The 21,353-nt window shown below is 71.1% G+C and carries 19 protein-coding genes and 1 pseudogene; 6 read left to right on the top strand and 14 right to left on the bottom strand.

Annotated features, from left to right (window positions below; translation table 11 throughout):
* Positions 1-7: 7 nt before the first annotated feature.
* From ACFE7H_RS10110 to ACFE7H_RS10100, 3 genes are all read right to left on the bottom strand, one after another.
* Positions 8-895 carry a dihydrodipicolinate synthase family protein gene (locus ACFE7H_RS10110; protein ID WP_375401106.1) on the bottom strand — a complete coding sequence of 296 codons (888 nt, stop codon included), beginning with the start codon at positions 893-895 and terminating at the stop codon, positions 8-10.
* 94 nt (positions 896-989) lie between these two features.
* Positions 990-2,054, bottom strand: a complete 1,065-nt coding sequence (locus tag ACFE7H_RS10105; protein ID WP_375401105.1) for a proline racemase family protein — start codon at positions 2,052-2,054, stop codon at positions 990-992.
* A gap of 20 nt (positions 2,055-2,074) precedes the next feature.
* Positions 2,075-3,586 carry an aminobutyraldehyde dehydrogenase gene (locus ACFE7H_RS10100; RefSeq protein WP_375401104.1) on the bottom strand — a complete coding sequence of 504 codons (1,512 nt, stop codon included), beginning with the start codon at positions 3,584-3,586 and terminating at the stop codon, positions 2,075-2,077.
* A 178-nt stretch (positions 3,587-3,764) separates the two neighbouring features.
* On the opposite strand from ACFE7H_RS10100, the gene ACFE7H_RS10095 reads away from it, so the two are divergent.
* Positions 3,765-5,261 carry a GntR family transcriptional regulator gene (locus ACFE7H_RS10095; protein WP_375401103.1) on the top strand — a complete coding sequence of 499 codons (1,497 nt, stop codon included), beginning with the start codon at positions 3,765-3,767 and terminating at the stop codon, positions 5,259-5,261.
* Here the strand turns inward: ACFE7H_RS10095 and ACFE7H_RS10090 are convergent.
* From ACFE7H_RS10090 to ACFE7H_RS10080, 3 genes are read right to left on the bottom strand one after another with little or no spacing between them, the layout of a single operon-like run.
* Positions 5,248-6,810, bottom strand: coding sequence for an aldehyde dehydrogenase family protein (locus ACFE7H_RS10090; protein WP_375401102.1), 1,563 nt, complete (start codon positions 6,808-6,810; stop codon positions 5,248-5,250). The two genes, ACFE7H_RS10095 and ACFE7H_RS10090, sit on opposite strands and share 14 nt — an antisense overlap.
* A 16-nt stretch (positions 6,811-6,826) precedes the next feature.
* The gene (locus ACFE7H_RS10085; RefSeq protein WP_375401101.1) at positions 6,827-8,245 is read right to left on the bottom strand and encodes a 2-oxoadipate dioxygenase/decarboxylase family protein; all 1,419 of its coding nucleotides are present in this window, start codon (positions 8,243-8,245) and stop codon (positions 6,827-6,829) included.
* 23 nt (positions 8,246-8,268) lie between these two features.
* Complete coding sequence (locus ACFE7H_RS10080; protein ID WP_375401100.1) at positions 8,269-9,447, bottom strand: NAD(P)/FAD-dependent oxidoreductase; 1,179 nt, start codon at positions 9,445-9,447, stop codon at positions 8,269-8,271.
* Positions 9,448-9,557: 110 nt separating this feature from the next.
* Between ACFE7H_RS10080 and ACFE7H_RS10075 the strand changes: the two genes are divergently transcribed.
* Positions 9,558-10,487, top strand: coding sequence for a LysR family transcriptional regulator (locus ACFE7H_RS10075; protein WP_375401099.1), 930 nt, complete (start codon positions 9,558-9,560; stop codon positions 10,485-10,487).
* A gap of 24 nt (positions 10,488-10,511) precedes the next feature.
* Here ACFE7H_RS10075 and ACFE7H_RS10070 read toward each other — a convergent pair whose 3' ends face one another.
* Positions 10,512-11,978 (bottom strand): FAD-binding oxidoreductase, encoded by a 1,467-nt coding sequence (locus ACFE7H_RS10070; protein WP_375401098.1) that lies wholly within the window; start codon positions 11,976-11,978, stop codon positions 10,512-10,514.
* A gap of 121 nt (positions 11,979-12,099) precedes the next feature.
* Between ACFE7H_RS10070 and ACFE7H_RS10065 the strand changes: the two genes are divergently transcribed.
* Positions 12,100-13,032 carry a LysR family transcriptional regulator gene (locus ACFE7H_RS10065; RefSeq protein ID WP_375401097.1) on the top strand — a complete coding sequence of 311 codons (933 nt, stop codon included), beginning with the start codon at positions 12,100-12,102 and terminating at the stop codon, positions 13,030-13,032.
* 140 nt (positions 13,033-13,172) lie between these two features.
* Positions 13,173-14,336, top strand: coding sequence for a Glu/Leu/Phe/Val dehydrogenase (locus ACFE7H_RS10060; protein WP_375401096.1), 1,164 nt, complete (start codon positions 13,173-13,175; stop codon positions 14,334-14,336).
* A 7-nt stretch (positions 14,337-14,343) separates the two neighbouring features.
* Here the strand turns inward: ACFE7H_RS10060 and ACFE7H_RS10055 are convergent, their stop codons facing one another.
* The 5 genes from ACFE7H_RS10055 to ACFE7H_RS10035 all read right to left on the bottom strand — a co-directional run bounded on the left by ACFE7H_RS10055 (position 14,344) and on the right by ACFE7H_RS10035 (position 17,681).
* A complete protein-coding gene (locus ACFE7H_RS10055) occupies positions 14,344-15,225 on the bottom strand; it encodes a metal-dependent hydrolase (protein WP_375401095.1) in 882 nt (293 codons plus the stop codon).
* Positions 15,226-15,612 (bottom strand): type II toxin-antitoxin system RelE/ParE family toxin, encoded by a 387-nt coding sequence (locus ACFE7H_RS10050; RefSeq protein ID WP_375401094.1) that lies wholly within the window; start codon positions 15,610-15,612, stop codon positions 15,226-15,228.
* A 2-nt stretch (positions 15,613-15,614) separates the two neighbouring features.
* Entirely contained in the window at positions 15,615-15,938 is a 324-nt protein-coding gene (locus ACFE7H_RS10045) for a type II toxin-antitoxin system prevent-host-death family antitoxin (RefSeq protein ID WP_375401093.1), read from the bottom strand.
* A gap of 88 nt (positions 15,939-16,026) precedes the next feature.
* Complete coding sequence (locus tag ACFE7H_RS10040) at positions 16,027-16,626, bottom strand: isochorismatase family protein (RefSeq protein ID WP_375401092.1); 600 nt, start codon at positions 16,624-16,626, stop codon at positions 16,027-16,029.
* Positions 16,623-17,681: a threonine aldolase family protein gene (locus ACFE7H_RS10035; protein WP_375401091.1), complete on the bottom strand. Its 1,059-nt coding sequence runs from the start codon at positions 17,679-17,681 to the stop codon at positions 16,623-16,625. Before ACFE7H_RS10035 ends, ACFE7H_RS10040 begins: the two co-directional genes overlap by 4 nt.
* Before the next feature lie 81 nt (positions 17,682-17,762).
* Between ACFE7H_RS10035 and ACFE7H_RS10030 the strand changes: the two genes are divergently transcribed.
* Together ACFE7H_RS10030 and ACFE7H_RS10025 are read left to right on the top strand one after the other, a co-directional pair.
* On the top strand, positions 17,763-18,728 hold the full coding sequence (locus ACFE7H_RS10030) for an ATP-binding cassette domain-containing protein (protein WP_375401090.1): 966 nt from the start codon (positions 17,763-17,765) through the stop codon (positions 18,726-18,728).
* Complete coding sequence (locus ACFE7H_RS10025; RefSeq protein ID WP_375401089.1) at positions 18,728-19,480, top strand: ABC transporter permease; 753 nt, start codon at positions 18,728-18,730, stop codon at positions 19,478-19,480. The genes ACFE7H_RS10030 and ACFE7H_RS10025 overlap by 1 nt, the downstream gene beginning before the upstream one ends.
* Before the next feature lie 28 nt (positions 19,481-19,508).
* Here ACFE7H_RS10025 and ACFE7H_RS10020 read toward each other — a convergent pair whose 3' ends face one another.
* Both ACFE7H_RS10020 and ACFE7H_RS10015 read right to left on the bottom strand, forming a co-directional pair.
* A complete protein-coding gene (locus tag ACFE7H_RS10020; RefSeq protein WP_375401088.1) occupies positions 19,509-20,861 on the bottom strand; it encodes a DUF6421 family protein in 1,353 nt (450 codons plus the stop codon).
* 110 nt (positions 20,862-20,971) lie between these two features.
* Positions 20,972-21,352: pseudogene (locus ACFE7H_RS10015) on the bottom strand (DUF6264 family protein); the annotation flags it as partial.
* Position 21,353 lies beyond the last annotated feature (1 nt).

Here is a 21,353-nt window from a genome sequence, read left to right as displayed (position 1 = left end):
TCCTGATCTATGCCGTCGCCGGCGCCTGCTGCGCAGCGGCAAGCAGGCGTTCGAGTTCTGCCCGCTTCGCGACGGGCAGGGGGAGGGTGGGCGACCTCGGATCGCCCACGGGGATACCGCCCAGGGTGGTCGCCGCCTTCACCGCGGCGACGTAGCTCTCCTGCTCGAAGAACCGCATCAGCGGAGCGATGTCGCGCCACGCCGCACGAGCCGAGGACTGGTCTTCCACGAGCACCGCCAGTCTGTGCAGCCGCACACAGGCCTCCGGGAACGCGTTCGCCGACCCGAGGACGGCCGCTCGTGCGCCGGACAGGAAGCCGAAGAGCGCAAAGGAGTCCTTGCCGAGCAGCACCTGGAATTCGGCCGGCGTGCCGAGCTGCACCTCGACCATCCGCGCGGCGTCCGAGGAGCTGTCCTTGAGGTACCGCACACCCTCGATCTCTGCGAGTCGAGCGATGAGGTCGACCGACAGCGAGATGCCGGTCGACACGTTGTTGTACGCCATGACGGGCAGCCCCACCGCGGCGACGGCTGCGAAGTACAGGGCCACCTCGTCGTCCGTCAGCGACACATCATAGGGCGCCTGCAGCATCGCGATCTCGGCGCCGATCGTCCTCGCCCGCTCGGCGTTCCGCACCGCCGCCGCGGTCGACAGGGCGCTGACGTGCGCCGTCACGGTCGCCCGTCCCGCGGCGGCCTGCACGACCACCGACAGCAGTCGCGCCCACTCCTCGTCCGTGAGCGCCAGGCCCTCACCCGTGCCCCCGGCCACCACGAGTCCCCGGACGCCGGCGTCCACCTGTGCGTGGACGAGCCGGACCACCGCCTGCTCGTCCAGTTCGCCGCGGTCGTCGAACGGGGTGACGAGCGCGGTGTGTATGCCCTCGAGCTGCATCTGTGCGGGTCTCCTCGTGACTGGTGGCGATCGATCGGGAACTGGCGGATGAATCGAAGGTGGAGCCGGCGGTCTGCCGGCGGGGCCAGTCGGCCTATTCGCGGCGCTCGCGCGGCGCCCAGAGGTCGGTGACCGTGAAGCCCTCGGGGAACGGGTCGTCGGGCGCCAGCACGTACGTGGCGTATCCGCTGATCCACGCCTGGCCGCTCACCGAGGGGCGGATGGCGGCGTACTGCCCCACCGTGCAGTCCGAGAGCGCCCGCCCCGTCCATACGAGATCGAGGACCGACTCGTGGCGGAACGCCTCGCCGACGTCGAGCTCGCCCCGTGCGCGCAGCACGGCCATGCGCGCCGACGTGCCGGTGCCGCAGGGGGACCGGTCGAGCACGCTCTTCCACGTCGTCCGGTCATCCGGATCGATCGACCCGGTCGACACGACCACCGCGTTCCGCCCGCTGTTGGCGGGGTCCTTCGGCGGGCCGTACCAGAGCAGGCTCTCGATCTTGTCGATTTCGGGGTTCTCCGGATGCGCCACGGTCAACTGCTGCCGAGCCGCGAGCTTGATACGCTCACCGATCTCGGCGAGCGCGGCGCCGTGCTCGGGCTCCAGCGCGAGGTCGAGGCGCGCAGCCGGCAGGAGCACGTAGAACATCCCCCCGTAGGCGATGTCGACGGAGACCGTGCCGATGCCGTCGACCTCGACCGGCACATCAAGATCGACCGCGAAGCTCGGCACGTTCTGGACCTCGACGCTCTGCACCCGGCCGCCGGCGCACGTGGCGACCGCCCGGACCAGACCGGCCGGCGTCTCGACCGTGACCACCGTGGTCGCACCGGTGATCGGCAGGGTGCCGGTTTCGAGCAGCACGGTCACCACGCAGATCAGGTTGCCGCCCGACATCGGCGGGTAGTAGTCGGTGGCCTCCATGATGATCAGGCCGATATCCGCTGCGGGGTCGATCGGCGGCAGCACCAGGTTCAGGCACTGCGCGGGCATGCCCCGCGGCTCCCGGATCATGAGCCGTCGCAACCAGTCGCCGTGCTGCTCCAGGTGGCGCTTCTTCTCGAACATCGTCCGACCGGGCACGTTCGTGAACCCGACCCCACCGAGGAGCACGCGGCACGGGGAACCGACGTGCGCGTCCACTGCGGAGACCATGAGTGGGGCGTGGGGGCCGATCACGACGTCTCCGATCCGAGGGTGCGCTTGGCGAGCATCACGTGCTTGGTCCTCGTGAAGTCGTCGAGCGCGAGCGTGGACATGTCGCGACCGTAGCCGGATGCACCGAAACCGCCCCAGGGCATCTCGGTGGCGAGGGTCAGGTGACTGTTGACCCAGACGGTGCCGAAGTCGAGTTCGTCGACGAGACGGAGTGCGCGTGCACCGTTCTCGGTCCACACCGACGCGGCCAGTCCGTACGGCACGGCGTTCGCTCGGGCGACGGCCTCGGCCTCGGCCGAGAACCGCTCGACCGTGATGACGGGCCCGAAGATCTCCTCGCGCAGGATGCGGCTCCCCTCCGGTATGCCGGTGAGGACCGTCGGTGCGTAGAACGATCCGGCCCGGCCGAGTCGTTCGCCGCCGGTCGCGACCGTCGCACCGTCCTCGACCGCCCTGCTGACGGCGGAGGCCACTCGGTCGGCCTGGGTGTCGCTGATTAGGGGGCCCATGGTGACGGCGGCGTCGTCCGCCGGATCGCCGAGGGAGAGCGCTGCCGCTCGCGCGGCGAGTCGTTCGACGAGCGCGTCATGGATGTCGTGCTCGCAGAGGACGCGGGTGGCCGCGCCGCACTCCTGTCCGCTGTTCCAGAACCCCATCGTCGTCACGGCCTCGGCCACCTCGTCCAGATCCGCGTCGGCGAAGACGATCACCGGTGCCTTGCCACCCAGCTCGAGGTGAACCCGCTTGAGCGTCGCCGCGGCGTTGGTCGCGACGGACCGGCCGCTGGCCACGCTGCCGGTCAGCGACACCATGTCGACGCCGGGATGGCTGGACAGCGCCTCGCCGACCACGTCTCCGGTGCCGAGGACGACGTTCAGAACCCCCGGCGGCAGGATGTCCCGGGTCGACTCGGCGAAGATCACCGTGCTGAGCGGCGTGAGCTCCGAGGGCTTGAGCACCACGGTGTTGCCGGCCGCCAGGGCCGGCGCGACCTTCCACACGGCCATCATCAGCGGGTAGTTCCACGGCGTGACCGCGCCGACGACGCCGACGGCCTCGCGCAGCACGAGCGACAACTGCCCCGTCACGTACTCCGCGGCGGCGGGAGCCTGCGCCGTCCGCACCGCTCCCGCCATCAGTCGCAGCGCATCGGACGCCAGCGGGATCTCCGCCTGCGCGACGGCGAGCGGCTTGCCCACGTTCAGGGTCTCGATGGCCGCGAACAACTCGGCCTCGGCGTCGATCACGTCGGCCAGCGCGAAGAGCATGCGGGCCCGCTCGGCAGGGGGCCGCCGGCGCCAGGCGGGCAGCGCCCGGCGAGCCGCGGCCACCGCGGCGTCGACGTCCGCGGGCGTCCCCAGGGGGACTCTGCGCAGCAGGGCACCGGTCGCCGGATTACGGACGTCGAACTCCTCGCCGCCTCCGCGAGCCGGGCGGCCGTCGATGAAGTGGCCCCCCGTTGACGACGCGATCCTGAGACGCGCCTCGGTCAGGCCGGCCGCGAGTGCGGGATCGAGCAGCATCGACATCGGGATGCCTCCACGGCGAGGGCTGGGCGGGCAGAACGGGCCAGGTGAGTCTATGTTCGCAAATATTCGGAATGCAATAGTTGATTTCGTGACAACTGCGCGTCAACCATGACCGTCCCCGGGCCGCGGCGGTGGTAGGCCTGGACCCGTCCGCCCACCAGCTTGGAGCTACAGCGCCATGACCGCCGAGCACTCTGATGCGCTCCCCACCCTGGAGCCCGGCCCGCCCGAACCGTCCGGGACCGCCGAGCGGGTGGTGTTCGGGCGCCTGCAGACGGAGGACCCGGGCTCGCTCGTGGCGCGCCGCATCCGCACCGCGATCGGTCTCGGCGTCCTCGGGAACCACGACAAGCTGCCGAAGGAGGCCGACCTCGCCCGGCAGCTGGGCGTGACGTCGTTCGCCCTGCGCGAGGCCCTCGGCGCGCTGCGCGCCGAGGGCATCATCGTCACCAGGGCCGGCAAGAACGGGGGCAGCTTCGTCCGGCTGCAGCTGGATGCGGGGCGCCGGTTCGCGATCGACGAACTCGCGAAGATCTCGGCCACCGAGCTGCGCGACCTCGGTGACTGGCGGCAGATGCTGACGGTGCAGGAGGCGTCGCTCGCGGCGGTGCGGGGCTCGACCTCCTCGGCGGATCAACTGATCGCACTCGCTCATCAGCTTCCGGGAGCGGATTCGGCCGAGACGGCGCGACGGATCTTCGGGCGCTTCCACCTCGAGCTGGCCGCGGCGGGGCATTCGATGCGGCTGAGTCGGGCCGAGCTCGTGATGCACGAGGATTTCGACTGGTTGACGACCGCGCTGCTGGATCGCGAGCAGCACCGTGCGTCCTGCGCCCGTGCGATGCTGCGGATCGCGACCGCCGTGCGCGACCGCGACACGGATGCGGCTCGGGTGTCGGCGGCGGACCTGATCGGGTACCTGGTGACGGAGCTGGCCGGCAGCCGGCTGGGGTTGATCGCGCAGCGCCACGCGCGCGGGACCGGCGGGGCGAACGCCGCCGTCGGGTTCGTCGACGCCGTGCGCTCCTTCGCCGACACGCACACGCGACGCCTCACCGACATCGGCGGCGAGGTCGCGCCGCTGCTGGCCGGGGCGACCGACGGTGCGACCCTTCGGGCCGGCGTCGCTCGGAGCCTGCTGGTGCGCCTCGCCGACCTGGAGGCCGTCCACGGCGTCGGCGTGCTCGCCGCCCGGGACGTCGTGCCCGGCGACCGGTACTGGATGGAATGGTGGCAGCGGGGCCCCACCGGGGAGCTCGGCAGGAACGAACGCCACGTCCTGAACCCGGGTCGTGACGACTTCTACGACTACTCCTCGAAGGAGTACTTCGTGAGGCCGCGCGACACTGGGCGACCGGAGGCGATCGGACCCTACGTCGACTACGGCGGGGTGGACGACCTGGTCGTGACGGTCGCGATCCCGCTCAGCGACGAGTCCCGCTTCGTGGGCATCGCGGCGATCGACCTGCGGGTGGCGGAACTGGAGCGCCACTTCGCCTCCTGGCTCGCCGATGCGGACGGGCGGTTGATGCTGCTGAACGCCGAGTCGCGGGTCATCCTCTCGAACACCGTCGAGTACAACTCGGGCGACGTGCTGCCCTCGACGGAGGGGCTCTCGGCCGCCGAGGTGGGCTGGTTCGGCTGGTCTGTGGTGTCGTCGGCTACAGGAACGTGACGCCCTGGGCGAGCGGCAGCTGCCCGGAGAAGTTGATCGTGTTCGTGGCCTGCCGCATGTAGGCCTTCCACGAGTCGGTCCCGGACTCCCGCCCGCCGCCGGTCTCCTTCTCGCCGCCGAACGCTCCGCCGATCTCCGCACCCGAGGTGCCGATGTTCACGTTCGCGATGCCGCAGTCGGATCCGCCCGCGGACAGGAACCGCTCGGCCTCGGCCTGGTCGCCCGTGAAGACGGCGGAGGACAGTCCCTGGGGAACGGCGTTGTGCAGCGCGATGGCGTCATCGAACGACTCGTACGTCATCACGTACAGGATGGGCGAGAAGGTCTCGTCGTGCACCACCGGCGTCTGCGCGGGCATGCGGACGATGGCGGGCTCGACGTAGTAGGCGTCGGGGAACTCCTCCGTCAGGAGCCGCGCCCCGCCGGTCAGGACGGCGCCCCCCTCCGCTGCGGCCCGGGTCAGGGCCCGCTCGTGGGCCGTGTAGCCGTCGCCGTTGATGAGGGGGCCGACGAGGGTCGACTCCAGCGAGGGATCGCCGATCCGCAGCGTCCGGTAGGCGCCGACGAGCCGGGCCAGGAACACGTCGGCGACGGACGCGTGGACGATGAGCCGACGGAGGGTCGTGCAGCGCTGGCCCGCGGTTCCGGCGGCGGCGAAGACGACGCCCCGCAGGGCGAGATCGAGGTCGGCCGACGGCGTGACGATGGCGCCGTTGTTGCCGCCGAGCTCGAGGAGTGCCCGGCCGAACCGCCCGGCGATCACGGGCGCGATCTCCCGGCCCATGCGGACCGAGCCGGTGGCCGATACCAGCGCCACGCGCGGGTCCTCCGCGAGCTGCCGGCCGCCGTCGCGGCCCGCCAGCACCAGGTGGTGCAGGCCCTCCGGCGCCCCCACGTCCGCCGCTGCGCGGGTGAGCAGTGCGTCGACCGCGAGGGCGCAGAGGCGGGTCGCCTCGGCCGGCTTCCAGATCACCGTGTCGCCGGCGACCAGGGCGAGCGCGGCGTTCCAGGCGAAGACCGCGACGGGGAAGTTGAAGGCGGAGATGATCGCCACGACCCCGAGCGGGTGCCAGGTCTCGGCGAGCCGGTGGCCCGGTCGCTCCGACGGCATCGTCCTGCCGTACAGCTGCCTCGACTGACCGACCGCCAGGTCGGCGATGTCGATCATCTCCTGCACCTCGCCGAGGGCCTCGGACCGGGTCTTGCCCACCTCGGCGGTGATCAGTGCGGCCAGGTCGCTCTTGTGCTCCCGCAGCAGCTCGCTCCAGCGCTTCACCAGGGCGCCCCGAACCGGCGCCGGCACCTCGCGCCAGGTCTGGAACGCGTCGACGGCCGCCTCGATCGCCGACGAGATGCGCTCCGTGTCGTGGCTGGTGGTGGTCAGCAGCGTCTGGCCGGTGATCGGGGAGCGGGTGGGCGTGTCGCCCTGCAGCCCGTCGGCGTCCACGCCGACGGCGCGCAGGGCCTCGAAGACCTCGGTCCGGATCCGCACCGTGGTGTCGGTGTCGGTGTCGGTCGATGTGGGTGTGGACGTGGATGCGGTGGGCATGGCGGCCTTTCTGCGGTCAGGAGGGACGGTCGGTGATCGTGCGGCCGAGCGTGCGCTCGGCGTCGTCGATCGATGCGGTCTGCTGGGCGGCGTACAGCGCGTTGGGTTCGTGAATGGCGCGTCCCATGGCCGTTCCGAGGCGCTCGATGTCGTAGACGGTGCCTCCCTGGTCGTCGTCCCGGAATCCGCTCTCGGTCAGGTTCGACTGGAAGATGCCGGCGGCCGACCTGGGCAGGAAGTCCTCGTAGACGATGGGTTCCGGTTCGAGGACACCGGCGGCGACCAGGTCACGGAGCGGAGCAGGAGCGGACCCGTCGGCCCGGGATCCGTCCGCGACCCGGTAGGTGAAGAAGCCGAGGCCGGTCAGGGCCAACGCCTGCTCCGTGCCGGGGAGGCGGTCCTTCCACACGTCCGTCGCCACCTCGACGCGGGTCGCGCCGGTCGACTCGCCGAGGAGGCGGTCCACCTCGGCGACCAGGTCGTCGTAGAGGTCCCTGCCCCGCACCGTCAACGCGATGCCCCGCTGCTCGACCTCGCCGAACCGCACGCGGAGCGACCCGGCCTCGATCCGGCCGTCGGAGTGGCGGAAGTTCCGTTCCTCCGCAAGCGCCTTGAACGAGGTCTGGCGCAGCAGCACGTCCGGTCCGTCCCAGTCCGGGGGTCCCTGGATCTCGTCGATCATGGCGATGCCGCGCTCGGTCATCCGCCGGTAGAGATCGTCGATGTCGAGCACCCGGGGTGTGAGGTGGTTGATGTGCGTCGACGTCACCCCGCCGATGTCCGCCGCGACGGCGGAGATGCGCTCGAGCGCGAAGTACCAGTCGTGGTCGACGGGCGCGTCCGACAGTTCGAACGACGCGGCGGCGAGGTCCAGCAGCCGGTCGGCGTCGGGACGGGACAACTGCCGCTCCGCGGCCGCCTTGTCCGCCAGGTACAGCAGCTCGTCGCCGAAGAGGGTACGCGACCCGATGACGTCGTCGAGGCGCTCCTGCAGGTCGCGGTCGAAGAAGCGCCGATCGTCGGTCGTCAGCATGGAGGTGAAGACGCGGAACGGGTTGGCGGCCAGCTCCTCCGCATCCGTGGGCCGGAACGCGGTCGACACGACCGGGACCGAGCTCGCGGACGCGTCGCGCAGGTCGTAGAAGCCGACCGGATGCATGCCGAACGCGGCGAACACCCGCCCCACCTGCGACAGCTCCTTCGCGGAACCGACGCGGATCGCACCGTGCCGCTCCGCGGTGACCCGCGCCACACTGCCCAGGCGCTCGGCGTCCTGGCCGTGACTTCGGACGAAGTCCTCGTTCACCTCGCGCGAGACGTCTACGAGCGCTGTGTAAGCCGGTACCTCGCGACCGTAGAGGGCCGCCAGGCGCAGCGCGAACCGCGCCCGCAGCTCCCACGGCTGCAGCGTGTCCTGCGATGTAGTGGTGCTCATCGATCCGCCGTCCTCTCTGTGCTCTAGATGATGTGCACTTCGTCGATGCGCGCCGCCGCGTTCGAGAACCGGTCCGCGCTGAACGGGGCCGGGTCGAGGAAGGACTCGACGCCGAGATAGAGGTCCCGCACCAGCTCGCCGACCGCGGGTCCCTGCAGGAAGCCGTGACCGGAGAAACCGGTCGCGTAGAAGAACCCGTCGACCGTGGCCGAGGAGCCGATCATCGCGTTGTGGTCGGGGGTGTTCTCGTAGAGGCCGGCCCAGCCGGCGGCGAGATCCCGCCGCGCCAACGACGGGGCGATCACCTCGGCGGCGCGGTCGAACGCCGGCACCCACCCGTGGCTGAACTCGCGGCCGAACCCCGGCTCCTCGTCCTCGTTCGAGATGCCGAGCAGCATGCCGTCGAAGTAGTTGTGGAAGTAGAGCGTCGTGGCGAGGTCCAGCGTGAACGGCACGGCTGGGAACCGATCGCGCCCACTGCCGGTCATGCCGATCTGACGCCGGACGGGCCGGATCGGCAGGTGGACCCCGGCCATCGCCCCCAGTCGCATCGACCACGCCCCCGCCGCGCAGACGACCGCGCCGGTGCGGACCGAGCCCCGCTGCGTGACGACGCCGCGCACGCCACCCCGGCCCGCGTCGATGTCCAGGACCTCGGCGTGCTCGACGATCGCCACGCCGAGTTCAGCGGCCGCCGCCCGGTACGCCGCCACGACGGCCGCCGGCTGCGCGAACCCGTCCCGCGGCGAGAACGATCCGGCGAGCAGCGACCGTGTCTGGAGCAGGGGATTCAACCGTCCGGCCTGCTCGGGGGAAACCATGCGGCTCGATCCGCCGAGGTCGTTCTGCACCTCGATGCTGCGCTGCACCTGCTGCACCTCGGCCTCGGTGCGGCAGAGGAACAGGTAGCCGACCTGCCGAAGTCCGATGTCGGTCTTGAACGTCTCGTCGAAGCGCTCGAAGGCCTCCAGACTGCGCTGTCCGAGGACGATGTTGCCCGGGTCGGAGAACGTCGCGCGAACGCCGCCCATCGGCTTGGCCGACGACCCCGAGCCCACCGTGTCGCGCTCCAGCAGGACGATGTCCCGCACGCCCGCCGCGGCCAGGTGGTAGGCGATGCTGACGCCCATGATGCCGCCGCCCAGGATCACGACCTCGGCTGCTCCGGGCAGCGCGGGGGCGGAGTCCGAGCGCGCAGCCACGCTGTCGCTTCTCGACATCGACATCCTCCAGGGGCATGTGCTGTCAGCTTGGGACCCGTGACCCTTCAGGTCTATCGATGGTTTGTGAACCGTTCCATTAGTATCGCTCTATGAAGTGGACCCTCGACCAGTTGCGGTCCTTCTCGACGGTCGCCGACCTCGGCACCATGACCGCCGCCGCCGAAGCCCTCGGCTTCACACCGGGTGCCGTCTCGCAGCAGATGTCCGCCCTCCAGGCAGGCCTGCCGCGCCCGATCTTCGTCCGCGACGGTCGCCGGGTCTCGCTGACGGACGCCGGACTCACGCTGCTCGTCCATGCCCGCCGTCTGCTCGACGAGGAGCGGCGAGCGGAGGCCGCGATCCTCGCCCCGGAGTCCGAGCAGGACGCGGTCGTCTCGGTCGGCGTCTTCGGGTCGGCGGCCGTCTCCGCGCTGCGCCCGGCGATCGAGCGCCTCCGGACCGTCGCGCCGCGTCTGGTCCTGCGGGCAGTGGAGGTGGACGTCGAGGTGATGTCAGAGGCGGCGGCCGGCGGCGAGGTCGACATCGCCCTGGGGGTCGACTACGACGACGCGCCGCAGCCGCCGTCGCGAGGGGTGGTGACCCGGGTGCTGCACCGCGAGCCGTTCCTGATGCTGCTGCCGCCGAATGCTGCCCCCCTGGTCGGCGTCGGAGCGGTACCGCACACGGTACAGCCCGACCCGGCACTGCTCGAATACGTGAACAAGACCGCCTGGGTGCTGCCGCCCGTGGACACCGACTACGGGCGGGCGGCGCGCATCGCCTGCGCGCGCGGGGGGATTGAACCTTCGATCCAGCACCTCGTCACTGACACCGCGGTCTCCATCGCGCTCGCCGAGGCCGGGGTCGGGATCACGCTGGCGACGCCGCTCATGCTCGCGCTCCGGCCGACGCGGAGCGCCGTCGCGCCTCTGCCCGCAGCCTCATTCCGCAGCATCGTCGCCGTCGCGCGCGCGGTCGCGCTCGAGCGGCCCAGTGTCGTGGCGGTCCGGGACGCCCTGGCTGCCGCGTTCACGCGCTGACCGCCGAGGGCGTCCCGGGCGGCGTCACCGCAGGAAGACCTTGCCCGGGTTGAGGATCCCGTGCGGATCCAGCGCGGACTTGATCGACCGCTGCAGGCGGTACTGCTCCTCGCCCAGCTCGGCGTGCAGCCACTGCCGCTTCAGCAGCCCGATCCCGTGCTCGCCGCTGATGGTCCCGCCGAGCGCGATCGCGCCGGTGATCAGGTCGTCGGCCGCTGCCCACGCATGCGCGGGCACGGCGCCGTCGGCATCGAGCTGGTCGATCGGCACGCGGATGTTGGCGTGCAGGTTGCCGTCACCGATGTGCGCGAGGACGGTGAGCACCACCGACCGCCGGGTCCGGATGTCCTCGATGAGGTCGATCATCTCGACGATGCGGCCACGAGGGACCGCGATGTCCTCGTTCAAAGTGATCTCGCGCCGATCGGGGGACTCCTCGGATGTCCACCGCCGGACCGCGAGCAGCTCCCGCGACCGCTCCGCATCGGTGGAGACCTCGATGTCGGCGCCCTCGGCGGCGAGCGCGGCGGCGACCAGCGCGGCCTCCGCCTCCGCCGCGAGGCCGTCGGTCTGGATCAGCAGCACCCCGGCACCCCTCGCCAGCAGGGCGGTCCCCCGCCAGGCGTCGATGCGTTCCAGGTGCACCCGGTCGACCAGCTCCAGCATCGCCGGCCGCACGTTCGTGCGGGTGACGGCCAGGCTCGCTCTCGCCGCCGCGGCCGTGGAGGGAAAGAAGGCCGCGATTGTGTGCACCGGGCCGAGCGGAATCGGCAGCAGCCGCACGGTGGCGCCGACCACGATGCCGAGCGTGCCCTCCGAGCCGATCATGAGGGCGGTCAGGTCGTATCCGCTGACGCCCTTGATCGACCGGTGCCCCGTGCGCACGAGGTCGCCGTTCGCCAGCACGACGTCGAGCGCCAGCACGGAGTCGCGGGTGACGCCGTACTTGACGCAGCACAGCCCGCCTGCGTTGGTGGCGATGTTGCCGCCGATCGTCGAGATGGCCGTGCTCGCCGGATCGGGCGCATACCGAAGGCCGAACTCCGCCGCTGCGGCCGAGACGGCGGCGGTGATCACGCCCGGTTCTACGACGCAGAGCTCGCTGTCCGGGTCGATCTCGACGATCCGGTCCAGGCGTTCGAGCGACAGCACGATCGACCCGGTCAGCGCCGCCGCCCCGCCGGCGTACCCCGTCCCGGCACCCCGGGGGACCACGGGCACGCCGAACCGGGAGGCGAGTCGGCAGACCGCCTGCACGTCGGCGACCGACGCCGCCAGGACCACCGCGAACCCGGTGACGGTCGAGACGTGACCCGATCGATCGTTGCGGTAGGGCTCGACACCGGCCTGCCCGGCGATCACCTCGCCGTCGAGCCCGCCCCGAAGCGCCGCCACCATCCGGTCGAGGGCCTCGAGTCGCGCGTCGTCGTCCGCCTCGGTACCCGTGCCCGGGCCGTTCTCCGCTGAACCCCGTGCCTCGATCCGTGTCACAGTAGGTCAGTGTGCTGGCTCGGCACGGTCGTCGTGCGCCGGGAGGCACAAGCGCCGGTCGCCCTAGCCCGCTGATCGCTTGACCTCGGGCGGACGACGCGGCGATCCCGAAGGCGTCCCCGTGATCAACCCGATGCAACTGCAAACGCTCGACTCGGTGTGCCGAACCGGATCGTTCGCGGAGACGGCTCGCGTGCTCGGCTACACCCCCTCCGCCATCTCGCAGCAGATCCAGGCCCTCGAGCGGACCCTCGGGGTGCAGCTCTTCGAGCGGGAGGCGCACCGGGCCCAGCCGAACCGGATCGCGCTCGCCATCGTCGAGGCGAGCCGTGGAGCGGTCGTCGAGCTGGCGAAGCTCGACGACGAGGTGCGACGACTGGTCGAGGGCCGGGGCGGCGCCTTCTCCATCGCGACGTTCGCCACGGCGAGTGTCGGGTTCGTCTCGGCGGGCCTCGCCGAGACGATCCGAGCCCGCCCCGGACTGTCCCTGTCGCTGATCGAGGGGGAGCCGGACGACACGGTGCCGCTCGTCGTCGACGGCACCGTCGACCTCGCAGTCGTGTACGAGTACGGGCTGGCGCCTCGCACCTGGCCGGCGACGATCGCGCTCGAGGAGCTGGCCGACGAACCGCTGCACCTGCTGGTGCCCACCGAGCGCACCCCGTGGGCCCCCGCGCTCGACCCCCTCACCACGGAGGACGCGGGAGAGGTCGTCCGCCGACTGCGCGACGCGCCCTGGATCTCGAGCGGCAGCTCCACCGGCGGGGCGGAGGCGCTCGAGCGGCTGTGCGCGAGCCAGGGCTTCGCGCCGCGTGTCGCGTTCCGCGCGAACAACTACGACGTGCTGCTGCACCTCGTCGGCAACGGCCTGGGCGTCGCGATCGCGCCCGACCTGGCGCTCCGCCCGCATGCGGGGATCCGAGTCCTGCGGCTGACGTCGGACCGCGCATTCCGTCGGATCCTTTTCGCGTCCCGCCGGGCACACGTCGACGGGGTGCGGGCGGAGGTGACCCGGACCCTGGCCCAGGCGTGGCAGCGTCGGCACACGGGCTGACTGCTCGCGGCCGTGCCGGACCGGTCCGCAGCCGTGCCGGGCTTGTGCCGGAAGCAGCGCGAGGGGAAGGCGTGCTGCGGCCAGCAGACCGGTCGCTCGGGCCTTTGACGGCCACGACCGGTCGCCGTCAGGCTCGGTCCATGGCCGCGACACGTGATGGGGACAACGATCCGCTGGGGATGGTCGACGACTGGGGTCCGGAGAAGGTCGTCTGCGTCAGCGATCGGCGGACGGGCATGCGCGGGGTCCTCGTCATCGACAACACCGCGCGTGGCATCGGCAAGGGCGGGACGCGGATGTCACCGACCATGGGCGTGGGGGAGATCGCGCGGCTGGCCAGGAACATGACCTGGAAGTGGGCCGCGGTGGACATGTTCTACGGCGGTGCGAAGGCCGGCATCGTCGCGGACCCGGCGGGCGCCGACAAGGAGGCGGTCCTCCGCGCGTTCGCTAGAGCGCTGCACAACGAGGTCCCCGCCGAGTACGTCTTCGGGCTCGACATGGGCCTCACGGAGCGGGACGCGGCGGTGATCGTGGACGAGCTCGGCCGGGCCGCGGCGGTGGGCACACCCGGTGTCCTCGGCGGCCTCGCCTACGACTCCCTCGGCATCACCGGGTACGGCGTCGCCGAAGCCGCCGGCGCGGCCGCCGCGTTCCTCGGGATGGACGTCGCGGCCGGCGCCCGCGTCGCGGTGCAGGGGTTCGGGGCTGTCGGCACGGCACTGGTGCGGCGCCTCGGCGAGATGGGCGCGGTGGTCGTCGCCGTCTCCACCGCAGAGGGTGCGCTGTCCGAGCCGGAGGGATTCGATGTGGAGGCGCTCCTGCAGGCTCGGGAGGCGCACGGCGACCAGCTCGTGCGCCACCTGCCCGGCCGGCGACTCCCGCTCGGCGAGGAGCTCACGGTGGACGCGGACATCCTCCTTCCAGCGGCGCGGCAGGACGTGATCGACGAAGCGCTCGCCGCACGCATCCGGGCACGCCTCGTCGTCGAGGGGGCGAACCTGCCGACCACGCCGGCCGCGCAGGACGTGCTGGCGGAACGGGGTGTGACCGTCGTACCGGACTTCATCGCGAACGCGGGGGGCGTGATCGCGGCCGGATTCGCGATGGACGCCCGCACCTCGGCGTTCCGCCCGCAGGTGGAGCCCGTGCTGCGGGCGGTGGCGGAGAAGATCCGCGTGAACACGGTCGACTGCCTGAGCGGCGCGCGCGCGAGCGGCCTGACGCCGCACCGCGTGGCGCGGAAGGTCGCGATGGACCGGGTCAGGGACGCCATGACCGCGCGGGGTCGGATCGGCGGGTGACTGCGGCTCAGGCGATCGCGAGGTGCAGGCCGGCGGCCCGCATCACGACTTCCGCGAACCCGTAGATGCAGTACAGGCCGAGCAGGACGCCGAAGGCGTGCTCGCGGATCGAGCCGGCGTGGCCGAGCAGGGGGAGCGAGAAGTAGCCGTTTCGCTTCCACAGGTGGTTCAGGATCGGCGTCCTGCGCCAGGTGCGAGGCGGCTTGACCTGGATCGGCCAGGTGGGCGCGGGAACGCCCTCCACGGTCAGCAGGTCCCCGGCGATGTGCGCGACGAAGCCCAGCCCGATCGCGATCGGGAACCAGATCGTCGAGTCCGGCGAGAAGATCAGCACCAGCAGGCCCGCGACCAGGCCGAGCAGCCACGCGGTCGCCCAGTTCGAGACGAAGTCGCGCGCCTTCACGGCGAAGCAGACCAGTGGCACGGTCGCGATCGCCGGACCGAGCGCCACGGTGCCGAGCAGCGGCACGGGCGTGAGGATCCGGCCGAGCGCGACGGCGGCGGCCGTGACGAGCGCGGCGGCGAGCAGGGTGTGCGCTCCGTGCCGATGGCCTCCCGACAGGCTGCCGATCTCTCCGGTCACCACTCCGCCGAGCAGCGGGACGGAGTGGGCGATGGTGGCGCTGTGATGATCGGCGTCGGGCAGCAGTGCGGCTCCGGCGCAGACGAGCGACCCCGACAGCGCGCCGGCAGGATCGAGCGGGTAGATGTCGGTGCCCAGCATGGGCAGCGCGGCGGTCGTCGCCAGCCACACCGCGGCGCCGCTGGTGGCGTGGTTGATGCCCATCACATCCGCATCGTCGCGCGGGGTCAGGCGGAGGCCCGCGGGGCGCGCCGCGCTGGACCGGGTCAGCGGGACGCGGGCGCGCTCGGCACCGGCGCGCTGCATCTACTCCGCTGATCCACTACCGCTCCGCTCGAACGCGGTGTCGAGCAGTCTCGCGAGGCGCTTCGCCATCTCCGGATCCTTCGTATATCGCGCGGCACGGGTCTTCGCCAGGTCATAGACCTCGCCGTCCGCCCGCTTGCCGATGACCCACACGACGCAGACGGAGCCGTCCTTCTCGACCCGGTAGATGATCCGGTGGGAGCGGTCGCCGACAACCAGCTTGCGCAGGCCGGTCAGGTCGGAGGCCGCATTGGCACCGAGCGGTGCGCCACGCTTCTCGGGCTCGGATTCGAGCTTCTTGAGCCCCTTCGCCACGATCTTCTGTGTCGCTCCGTCGAGTGCGCGCAAGTCGTCCCGTGCATCCTCGGTCAGCACCACCCGAGCCATGATCAGTCCTCGTTGTCCTCGCCGTCTCCGTCGTCCTCGTCGTCGAGTTCGATTCCGAGCTCGCCCAGCACATCGTCGAGGTCGTAGCGCTTGCCGCTGTCCGCAGCCATGCGGACGAGTGCGACGGCGAGCAGCCGCAGATCGTCTTCGAGCGAGTCGAGGTGGTCGAGTCTGCGGCCGGTCTGGATGTCGATGAGAACCGCCGTGGGCCTGCTGCCCTTCAGGATCACGATCGACTCGCCATCACTCGCGCGGTCGATGTACGGGCGGGGGTTTCGACTGAACTCCGTCGCCCCGACCAGACTGTCGAGGAGTTCCATGGCCATCGTGAGCTCCCTTCCACGCGTTGCTCGTACTCTTATACGGATTATTCTACTCACTTGAACCAGTCAACCGGCTCGGCTCGGGTCGTGGTCAGGCGGTGAGCAGGTCCGCTGTGCGGACCACTGTCGCGAACTCCTCGTGCAGGGCGATGCCGGTGGCGCGCGACTGCTCCGCGGCGGAGACGGTCACCCCGTCGGGGCCCTCCTTGTCCAGGGTGTGCATCGCGTCGAGCACGAAGGTGACGTCGTAGCCAAGGTCCGACCCCACCCGCGCCGTCGTCTCGCAGCACGCGTTCGTCTGGATCCCGCAGATCGCGATCGCCGTCAGGCCGCGGCTCTGCAGCCACCCGTGCAGGTCCGGATCCCCGTGGAACGCCGAGTGCACCCGCTTGTGCACGCGCAGGTCTGCGTCGCCGGTTACGACGTCCTTCAGCTCGTGCCCCGGATCGCCGGGCGCCAGGGGTGAGCCGGGTTCGTCGGAGTCGTGCTGCACGATGACGATCGGTTCGCCCCGGCGCCGCCACTCCGCCAGCAGCGCGGCCACGTTCGCCTCGCAGTCCGGATTGTCTCGGGGACCGAGCTGCTCGAATCCGCGCTGCACGTCGATCACGATGAGGGCGGCACCGGCGGCGAGGCGGCCGGTCGTGTCGGTACCGGTCACGTCGGGGTCGGTGATGCCGGTGTCGTTCATGCGAGCACCGGCTGGGCCAGCGCCTCGCGGACCGCGGCGACGAAGCCGTCCACGTCGGCCTCGGTGGTGTCGAATGCGCACATCCAGCGCACCTGTCGCCGGGCGCGGTCCCAGTCGTAGAACGGGTACCGCGTCCGCACCCGGTCGGCAGCCGCCGGATCCAGCTCGGCGAAGATCGAGTTCGCCTGCGTCGGCGTGCTGAAGGCGATGCCCGGCAGGTCTTCGACACCGGAGCGGAGCCGCGCGGCCATCGCGTTCGCATGGCGGGCGGCGCGCAGGCCGACGCCGTCCTCGAACAGCGCCAGCAGCTGCGCGCTCGCGAACCGCATCTTGCTGGAGAGCTGCATGCTCAGCTTGCGCAGGTAGGTCAGGCCGTCCACCCGGTCCGGATCGATCACGACGATCGCCTCCGCCCCGAGCAGGCCGTTCTTGGTCCCGCCCAGACTGAGCACGTCCACGCCCGCCTCCGTGGTGAATGCCGCGAACGGCATATTCAGCGCGGCGGCAGCGTTCCAGATGCGCGCACCGTCCATGTGCACGGCCATGCCGCGCTCGTGGGCGAAGTCGGCGACGGCGCGCACCTCGGCCGGCGTGTAGACGGTGCCGAGCTCCGAGCTCTGCGTGATGGATACCGCCAGGGGCTGCGCGCGGTGCTCGTCGCCGTAGCCCCACGCCTCCGTCTCGATCGCCTCGGGCGTCAGCTTGCCGTTCTGGTGCGGGACGACCAGCAGCTTCAGCCCGCTGACCCGCTCCGGTGCGCCGCCCTCGTCGGTGTGGATGTGCGCCGACCCGGTGGCGATCACCGCACCCCACCGCGGTAGCAGCCCTGTCAGTGCGACGACGTTCGCGCCGGTGCCGTTGAACACCGGGAAGACCTCGGCGTGCGGACCGAACTCGGCCCGCACCGTTTCACCGAGCCGCGCGGTGTACACGTCCTCCCCGTAGGAGATCTGGTGCCCGCCGTTCGCGTCGGCGATGGCGGCGAGCACCTCGGGCAGGGCGCCGGCGTAGTTGTCGGAGGCGAAGGTCCGGCTGTCGGGATCGTGCAGTCTCACCGCCCCAGTCTCCCAGCACCCGGCAGGCTGCTCGGGGCCAGGTCACCCGTCCTGCATGATCGATGTCGGACAGGAGGCCGCATGATCGAAGTCCAGGGGCTCACCAAGGCGTTCACGTCGCGCGGTGGCAAGCAGAAGACCGAGGTCGTCGCCGTCGACGGGGTCGACCTGACCGTGGACGAGGGCGAGATCGTCGGCTTCCTCGGCCCGAACGGCGCCGGCAAGACCACGACGCTGCGCATGCTGACCACGCTGTTGAAGCCGACCTCCGGCACGGCCGTGGTCGCCGGCCACGACGTCGCGAAGGACCCGGTCGCCGTCCGCCGTGCGATCGGGTACGTCTCGCAGAGCGGATCGACCGGGCCCGAGGCCCGAGCCGGTGAAGAGGTCGTCGATCACGGGATGCTCTACGGCGTCTCCCGCGACGTCGCGACGACGAGGGCGAAGGAGCTGTTCGCGCAGCTCGAGCTGGACGGGTTATGGGAGCGCAAGCCGCGCGCGATGAGCGGCGGCCAGCGCCGGCGGCTCGACATCGCGATGGGCCTCGTCCACGACCCGCGACTGGTGTTCCTCGACGAGCCCACGACCGGCCTCGATCCCCAGGCCCGCGCGAACCTCTGGGAGCACATCTCGGCCCTCCGCACCGACCGCGGAGCGACGATCTTCCTGACGACGCACTACCTCGACGAGGCCGACGCCCTGTGCGATCGCATCCTGGTCATCGACCGGGGTCGGATCGTCGCCTCCGACACTCCCGATGCGCTCAAGTCGCAGATCTCCGGCGACCTCGTCGAGTTGACCGTGACCGCGCCCGACCAGGTCGCAGCTGCCATGGTCGCGCTGACGGACGCGGACCCGGACGACGCGCCCAGGGTCGACGACCTGCACGTCTCGGCGCGGGTGCGCGACGTCGGCGCCCGGCTGCCGCGGCTGGTTCGAGCGCTGGACGACGCCGGAGTGGTGCTCGCCGCCATCGAGGTGCGACGGCCGACGCTCGACGACGTGTTCCTCACCGTGACCGGCCGATCCCTTCGAGAGGACGCCTGATGACCTTCTTCCGAGAGATGTTCATCGTCTTCCGTCGCCAGTTGCGCATCGCGCTGCGCAATCCCGCATGGGTGATCATCGGTCTGGTGCAGCCGATCCTGTACCTGTCCCTGTTCGGGCCGCTGCTGGAGCCCCTGGCCAGAACGTTCGGTTCGGACAACGCCTACACCCTGTTCGTACCCGGGCTGCTGGTGCAGTTGGGCCTGTTCGGTGCGCTGTTCACCGGGTTCGGGCTCGTGGCGGAGTGGCGGGCCGGGGTGATCGAGGCCGAGCGGGTGACACCCGCCTCGCGGACGGCCCTGCTGTTCGGCCGCGTCCTGCTGAACGCGGTCCAACTGCTGGTGCAGTCGATCGTGCTGGTGCTGCTCGGCTTCGCCTTCGGTCTGCGTGCCGCGGTGGGCGGCATCCTGTTCGGGGTCGTTCTCACCGTGCTGCTCGGCGCCGCCTGCGCGTGCGTCTCGAATGCGATCGGTCTGATCACGAAGAGCGAGGACGTGCTGGCACCGCTGCTGAACAGCATCGCGCTGCCGGTGCTGCTGCTCTCGGGCATCCTGCTGCCGATGACGCGGGCGCCGGAGTGGCTGATGACGCTGTCGAACATCGTGCCCTTCAAGCACGTGGTCGACGGCATCCGCGCGGTCTTCACCGGCACCTTCGATTCGACCGTCTGGTGGGGCGCCTTCTGGGCGGTCGCGGTTTTCGCACTCGCCGGCTGGTGGGGCACCACGGTCTTCCGCCGCGAGAACGCCTGAGACGCCTGCCCGCCGATGCTGACGATCGTCAGGTGATGGCGGTGATGCCCAAGGTCGAGTCGATCGTCGGGCGTAGCTTCTTCGCCAGCGCCTCGTAGAACATCGACAGCGGGAACTCGTCGTCCAGCACCGCGTCGGTGAACCCCTTCGGGGCGCCGGCGAGTACCTCGTCGGGCAGTCCGCGCGCCCAGCGGGAGGCGGGGTGAGGGGTGAGCGTCGCCCGGATCAACTCGTAGGCGGCGAGCCAGTGCGCGGTCTTCGGCCGGTCGATGGACGCCCAATACAGCTCGTCGATCGCGTCCGAGAGGGCCACGACCGTGTCCGGCAGCGCGTCCCAGTCGAGCGCGAGCCGGGTGTCGGTCCAGTGCAGCACGCCGCGCCGGTGCAGCCAGGCGAACAGCAGTTGGCCGCCCAGCCCGTCGTAGTTGCGCACCCGCGTGCCGGTCAGCGGGAAGCGGAAGATGCGGTCGAACAGGATCGTGTACTGCGCCAGCCGCGCATGGTCCCGGGTGACCGGATCGACGGCGCCGTCGCGCGCCAGCTCGACCGCGGCGCGGAACGCGGTCAGGTCGCAGCGCAGCTCCTCGAGCGAGTACAGGAAGTACGGCATGCGCTGCTTGATCATGAACGGGTCGAACGGCAGGTCTCCGCGCATGTGCGTGCGGTCGTGGATCAGGTCCCACAGCACGAACGTGCGCTCCGCGAGGGCCTGGTCGTCCAGCAGGCGCCGCGCATCCGCCGGCAGCTCCAGCTTGGTGATGGCGGTCGCCGCTGCCACCACGCGGCGGAAGCGCACCGCCTCGCGATCGGCGAAGATCGCGCCCCAGGTGAACGGGATCAGTTCCTTCATCGCGATCGTCTCGGGGAACAGCACCGCGGAATTCGTGTCGTAGCCGTCCGTGAAGTCGACGAAGCGGACGGGCACGAACAGGCCGTTGGTGTAGCGGTCACGCTCCAGCTCGTCGATGAACTCGGGCCACAGCACGTCGACGAGCAGCGCTTCCAGCAGCCGGTCGGGGCTGCCGTTCTGGGTGGTCATGGGGAAGACGACCAGGTGGCGCAGACCGTCGACGCGGTCTCGCTGCGGGTGGAAGGCACCGAGGGAGGAGCGGAAGTCCGGCACACCGAAGCCGGAGGCGGCCCAGGCGGCGAGGTCGTCGTCGAGCGCGGCGAGGTAGCCGGCATCGTGGGGGAACGCGGGTGCGAGCGCACCGACCCCGTCTCGCACCTGCCCGATCAGGTCGCGGGCGGCCGCCCGATCTGCGTCGGGCGCGAGAGCGCCGTCGCGCTGCTGCAGCCGCTGGAAGGCGGTGACCGCGTCCTTCAAAGCCAGCCAGTCCAGCTGCGCTGCATCGATCGACACCTGCTCCAGCATGGTCATGCGGCTCCTCCTCCAACACGGAAGAAACGACGATATCGGGCGCCTAGCGACCCGTTCCTACAACGGTGGTGCGCGTCATTGCTCATCGTGCACGAATGGTGCGTCGAGAGTCAGGCCTGGAAGCCGGGAACGCCGGAGGAGGTCAGCATGTAGCCGGCGGCCAAGACTGCAACGATCACCGCGAATCCGACGACCGGTACCCAGAAGGCCAGCCGTCGACGGACCAGGCGGACGACCGCGATGAGGATCGCGAGAGCCGCAACGACGAGTGGTCCGATCGCGCCGGTCAGCACGCCGGAGGTGACGGCCGCGTCGTTGCAGCGTCCGACGGTCCCGCAGGAGTCGGTCAGGAAGACCAGGAAGACCCCGACCAGGGCGGCGACGACCGCCACCGCGACCATCGCGACGAGCAGCACGATCGTCAACGCCAGGTCCCAGGTGCGGCGCACCCTGGCCGGTCGCCGCCCGTCGAGGGTCGTCACGCGCCGACGG

It is taken from the genome of uncultured Amnibacterium sp. (assembly GCF_964250715.1).
In the GTDB taxonomy this organism is placed as follows: Bacteria; Actinomycetota; Actinomycetes; order Actinomycetales; family Microbacteriaceae; genus Amnibacterium.
Note: the sequence above shows the minus strand (reverse complement) of the source record. Positions and strands in the feature narration are given on the sequence as shown.